This window comes from Bacillota bacterium, assembly GCA_013314855.1.
Classification (GTDB): Bacteria; Bacillota; Clostridia; order Acetivibrionales; family DUMC01; genus Ch48.
The window spans coordinates 1-5,159 of record JABUEW010000192.1 but is presented as its reverse complement, the minus strand read 5'-3'; the positions used below and the strand labels follow the sequence as shown (position 1 = coordinate 5,159).

Sequence of the window (5,159 nt, the reverse complement as noted above, 5' to 3'; positions counted from 1 at the left end):
GCCAGCTTGATTACATCATCGATAGTCACCTTCATACCTCCACCCCCAGCTCCTTGAGTTTCTTCTTAACCTCGCCTGCATCAACGTCAAATACTTTCGCAATCGCCTCCGCTGTGGCACCCGGGTTCTCCTTAAGCCATTTAAGTATCTTTTGGCAAAATTCAAGCTCTTTCTGTTTCATGATGCTTACCTCTGGCACAGGTCAACGTATACCATATACTCCCCGTCTTCTTCATCCTTCAGCATGTTTGCTATGCCGGTCAGTATATTGACTACCTTGCCTTTTTCAAATCGTCCGGACCGCTTTAATTGAAACGCATCGATGTACGGTTTTTCAATTGTGAACCCGACTTTAATACCTGGGTCAATTGAAGATCTACAATCGCCTTCATCATCCATAGTTGCTACTGGAATTTCTGTTTCCGGCTCTTCTGTCTTTGTATCTAGCTTATTAACCTTAACTTCAACAGGACTATCTTTCTTGATTTTCACTTTCCCCTCATCTCCCTTGTTCGTTTCACTTTTTTCTCCTTTGAGCGCTTCCCTTATACACCATTTGGTTATGTAGGTATAGACGGTATATTTTGCCAACCCATACTTTTCACCGATTATTCTTGCAGATTCAAAATTGGTGCCGTACCTTTGACATTCTTCCAGCAGTTGTTCCCTGGTTATTTTAGCCTCCTTATTTGCCAATTTTCTGACCTCCCTTTCTATTTTTGGATCCAAAGCCTTTATAAGATACTGTGATCCTTCAAGCCTTAACTCTACTTCCCCGGTCATTATGTCAGCCCGAGAAATCGTTAGCTTATAGTTGCCGATATCGAAAACTGCATGTCTTCCCTCCGGATGCACATAGATGAGTTTGCCAGTGTGCTTTACCACCTTCTTTGACAACTTATAGGGCTTAATTATGATGTTGTACCTACCCCCTATATCCACCCGGATTCCACCCTAACCACTCATAAACCGTTTCTCTTCCCAATCTTTCACTAAACCTTTTGCCACATCCCTGACCGCCTGAGCTGTTGTCCCGAATTCACAAGTCCACATGAGATGACCTTTTATATGTTCCAGTTCCGTTTGAGATATCACCCCTTTACTCCGCAATAGTTCATACGTAGCTTCCAGTATGTCAAGTATAGTGTCACTGTCCCTGTCGGAAACAAAATTTTGCTCTGGCATAACTTCACCTACTCCTGAATAATCTTACCTGTTCGTACCCTTCTGTGTATCCTTTACACAGTTCTGGTAGATTAGTTTTTATAAGAGCCTCCGCAAACTGTGGTGGTATTGCATTACCGCACATTTTAACCTGAACTGCCTTTGACATTTTTTTACCGTCTGCATCTCGGTCTATAATGTAATCCTTCGGGAAACCCTGTGCTGCATATAGTTCATGTGGCTGCAGCATCCTCATTCCTATGTCTACTATTGCGTAATCCTGTCCCTCCACCGTCACCAGTCCAAACCGGTCTTTTGTTGTGATGGTCCCCAACGGTTCATTCACTCTCTGGCTTTCGCCTGTGCCGTAGTATTTCAAGAGAAAAGCCCTTACCTCCCCGAAGTGTCCCGGTGACGTTGTAATCGTATGTAATGGCTCCCGCATGTCCTGCCCTATCCCGGTCTTGTAAAACTTAGTTATAAAGGCGGCTACTAACCCGTATCTATTTGCAGTATCCAGTGTCATAATGGGCTTGTTTACTTCCTGCCCTCTTACTTCGCTTTTTGTTGTTTCGCTGTGGTACTGCGCTAAAAATGGTGTTATTAGACAATGCTCAGCTTTTGATACGATGGTTGATAGCGGCTCCTTAACACTCCAGGACCTGTCACCGCCGCCTGTCTGGCCGGTGCATATTATGAACGGCTTCGGGTTATCGATTACAAACTTCTGTATTCCCCGGGCGATTCGCCGCATAGTGTTCTCTGCCAGTGGTCTTTTTCTTGTAAATATGCTCGGGCATGGCAGCAACCAGTCTATTATCTCTGATGCTGTCCTCCAAGGCTTCAACTTACCACTCTTTACTTCTGGACTCTCCGGGTCTCCGTGGGTTGGCTTCGGCCACATAATAGGCCGACTGTCGCACCGGGCAACCAAAAACAGCCGCTTGCGGATAGTAGGTGCTCCGTAATCACAGGCCCTGAGTTCCCGCCAATCTACATGGTATCCCTGGCGTTTTAGTGCATTTACAAAGCAGTTGAAATCTCTGCCTTTCTGCTTTGGGTCTGGCCTGCCGTTTTTGAGCAACGGTCCCCAGGTTTTAAATTCTTCCACATTTTCCAGGATGATAACCCGCGGCTTAACCGTTGCCGCCCAACGGACTGCTACCCACGCAAGCCCACGGACGTTTTTTTCCACCGGCTTGCCACCTTTTGCTTTACTAAAATGCTTACAGTCCGGGCTTAGCCAGCATAATCCTACGGGCCTGCCCGCAGCAACTTCTCTCGGGTCCACATCCCATACACTCTCGCAGTAGTGTTTTGTGTATGGATGATTAGCCTTGTGCATTGCTATTGCTTCCGGGTCATGATTTATTGCTATATCCACCGGCCTTCCTATTGCCATTGCTATTCCGGTACTGGCACCACCTCCACCGGCGAAATTGTCAACTATGATTTCTTGCATTTCTACACCCCCACTCATTTCAAGATATCTATAAAGTCCAGGTACCTGTTCTCATACACCATGTAGAATACACCAGTGGGGCCGTTCCTTTGTTTGGAGATTATGAACTCCAAAAGGTCCCAGCCGTTCCGCTTAATCTCGTTGATAAAGTCCCGGTCAAGCTTCCGGCTATCTACACCCTTCTTTAGCTCCTCATTCCCAGGCTTATGTAAAAATATGATATTATCGCAATCCTGCTCGATTGCCCCCGATTCCCTGAGGTCCGCCATGGACGGCCTCTTATCCTCAGCATTCCTGTTTAACTGGGCAAGGATGATTACCGGGATGTCCATCTCGAGTGTCATGTTCTTAAGATCTCTACTCATCTCTGCTACTTCCCGCTCCCTGGACTGTTCTTTATTAACCGATTTAAGCAACTGCAGGTAGTCAATCATGACTATATCAGCCTTCTCCTTCCTCGCCTTGGCCCTTATCTCAGGCACTGTTGATGATTCGGTGTCTATCACTATGGGAAGGCTGCATAGCTTAGCCATTTCCCTCTTAACGTTTTCCCAGTCCTCAGTGCTTAAATTGTTACTCCTCAGCCTGAATCCGTCAATGCGTGCGTTCCTGGCCAGGATCCTTTTGCCCAGCTGAACCTTGGACATTTCTTTAGATACCAACAGTACATTAACTCCTCTGCATGCCATACCTTGGGCCACCTGCAGGACAAGAGCGGTCTTCCCCCTTGAGGGCCTTGCGGCAATGCATGTCATCTCACCCTTGTGGAAGCCGCCCATTTTTTTATCCAGTTCATCAATACCGCTGCGATATGATACGCCTTCTTTCTGCAGTTCGTTGAATGTCTTGACCAGTACTGCCCGCAACGAGCCGTCCTCCTGACTTACACCGACGTCGATACCATCTATGAGTTTCAATACAGTATTCTTGAGATCCACCCTAGAAATATCCTCCTGCAGCAGTTTATGGACCTTCTGCTGCACAGCTGCAAATTCACGCTTGGCAGTTTTATCCTTAATAATGCCTATATGATGCTGGATATTCACGGTTGTGGGTGTATCGTATGCCGTTATCCGCGTCATGGCCACCTTCGACGCTTCATGCAGTGTCAGTAGGTCAATAGGCTTATTTTCACGGTGGAGCCTGCGTATGGCTTCAAACACCTCCCTATTAACAGGGTCGTAGAAATCATCAGGCTTTAAGACCTCTACCAGGTGTCTGGTGTTTTCGTCTATTAGGAAGCCGGCTATAACGGCATTCTCTGCCTCAGGGCTGTATATGTTTTCCAGGTTCATGTATCATCCCTCCGTCAGTCACCAAAGTACTTTTCCTCCGGCCTGCGGTTGATACCGAAGTCCTCGACGACTTTTATTTGTCCATAAAACTTGTCCAATTTTCTTGTTGCCTCGTCTGCTTTTGTATTTCGCATGATGCCGAAGAAATAGTTTTCCTTTTTACTGTGCAGCGCAGGATTGTTTACAATCGTATAACAGGCGTACTTAACAACTATCTCCGGGTACTTTGCCATTTCGATATAGACTTTTTCCAGAACAGATACTGCAATTTTACCGCTTACTCTGGTGGTCTTCAGTATCTCGATGTATTCATCAATTAATATTAGAGTTTCCGGGCTATACCGATGTCGCAAATTTTGAATTTGCAGAGAAGAGTCTTTTAATAGATTCTTATCATTCTTATCATTCTTATCATTCTTGTTAGGTGTTACCTCTTTGTTACCTCTTTGTTGGTTCTTTGTTACCTCTTTGTTGGTATTATTGTTGGTATCATCATCATTTGCTTGATATTCCTCCCAATTTACTATGGTTATAAGTCTTCCAGTCTTTGTTGATACGTTTGTTAAAAATCCGAGTTTTTCAAATTTTTTTAACGCAGAACGAACATTTTGAAAACTGATTCCTTTCCCGCACTCCTTTACGATGCTATCTATACTAGTCACAAATTGTCCTGGCTCCACTTTGAACTTATACCCTTGCCATTCCCACTCGCCTTGTTCATGGTTAGCCATCAGAAGCAGCGTTATAAGTATTGTTTTATGCTCGGGTGTTGATTTGAGCCATATTGGTTTTTTGAGGAGGACCCTGTACAACTTCACCCAGCCTTCCATGCAAATCACCCTGCTTGCCTTAATATCAGATACGCAATCTCGTTTTTGTGTATAACTATTTCTCTCTTATCCCCGTATCTCGTAACCTGATTTACCACAAGGAAACCATCGCTGTATTCCTTAACTGTGCCGCTTATCTCTTCTTTAGTTACACGTATTCTAAAGCTCACTTTCTTACCAACATACTGTTCAAACAAATTCTCGCCCCCTTTAGTCCGCTATTAAATGTAGGAATATCAAGGCATGTAGCTATCTAATCCACGATTACCGGTAAGTATAACCTCATCCCCGGCTGCAGCCGCCCGGGGTCCTTGATGTTGTTAATCTGCATTGTCCTGTACACTAATTCTCGTGCATCATGGCGCTCTCCGTATATCTTCTTGACGATACCCCATAGGGTGTCCCCCT

At 45.1% G+C, this 5,159-nt stretch carries 8 protein-coding genes; all 8 read right to left on the bottom strand.

Features of this window, described 5'->3' with window-relative positions; all coding sequences use genetic code 11:
- Positions 1–31: 31 nt before the first annotated feature.
- The gene (locus HPY74_19660) at positions 32–181 is read right to left on the bottom strand and encodes a helix-turn-helix transcriptional regulator (protein NSW92825.1); all 150 of its coding nucleotides are present in this window, start codon (positions 179–181) and stop codon (positions 32–34) included.
- A 5-nt stretch (positions 182–186) separates the two neighbouring features.
- The gene (locus HPY74_19655) at positions 187–942 is read right to left on the bottom strand and encodes a hypothetical protein (GenBank protein NSW92824.1); all 756 of its coding nucleotides are present in this window, start codon (positions 940–942) and stop codon (positions 187–189) included.
- 12 nt (positions 943–954) lie between these two features.
- Positions 955–1,185 (bottom strand): hypothetical protein, encoded by a 231-nt coding sequence (locus HPY74_19650; GenBank protein NSW92823.1) that lies wholly within the window; start codon positions 1,183–1,185, stop codon positions 955–957.
- Between the two features lie 4 nt (positions 1,186–1,189).
- Positions 1,190–2,626 carry a DNA cytosine methyltransferase gene (locus tag HPY74_19645; GenBank protein NSW92822.1) on the bottom strand — a complete coding sequence of 479 codons (1,437 nt, stop codon included), beginning with the start codon at positions 2,624–2,626 and terminating at the stop codon, positions 1,190–1,192.
- A gap of 14 nt (positions 2,627–2,640) precedes the next feature.
- Complete coding sequence (locus HPY74_19640) at positions 2,641–3,921, bottom strand: AAA family ATPase (protein ID NSW92821.1); 1,281 nt, start codon at positions 3,919–3,921, stop codon at positions 2,641–2,643.
- A 14-nt stretch (positions 3,922–3,935) separates the two neighbouring features.
- Positions 3,936–4,751 (bottom strand): hypothetical protein, encoded by an 816-nt coding sequence (locus HPY74_19635; protein ID NSW92820.1) that lies wholly within the window; start codon positions 4,749–4,751, stop codon positions 3,936–3,938.
- Between the two features lie 5 nt (positions 4,752–4,756).
- Entirely contained in the window at positions 4,757–4,948 is a 192-nt protein-coding gene (locus tag HPY74_19630; GenBank protein NSW92819.1) for a hypothetical protein, read from the bottom strand.
- A 56-nt stretch (positions 4,949–5,004) separates the two neighbouring features.
- Positions 5,005–5,159, bottom strand: a 155-nt coding sequence (locus tag HPY74_19625; GenBank protein ID NSW92818.1) for a LysM peptidoglycan-binding domain-containing protein, incomplete at its 5' end; no start/stop codon positions are given.

Excerpts from the sequence above, each read along its gene's own strand:
- HPY74_19660 (NSW92825.1), bottom strand. The coding sequence starts at position 181 with ATGAAACAGAAAGAGCTTGAATTTTGCCAAAAGATACTTAAATGGCTT.
- HPY74_19635 (NSW92820.1), bottom strand. The coding sequence starts at position 4,751 with ATGGAAGGCTGGGTGAAGTTGTACAGGGTCCTCCTCAAAAAACCAATA.
- HPY74_19650 (NSW92823.1), bottom strand. The coding sequence starts at position 1,185 with ATGCCAGAGCAAAATTTTGTTTCCGACAGGGACAGTGACACTATACTT.
- HPY74_19645 (NSW92822.1), bottom strand. The coding sequence starts at position 2,626 with ATGCAAGAAATCATAGTTGACAATTTCGCCGGTGGAGGTGGTGCCAGT.
- HPY74_19640 (NSW92821.1), bottom strand. The coding sequence starts at position 3,921 with ATGAACCTGGAAAACATATACAGCCCTGAGGCAGAGAATGCCGTTATA.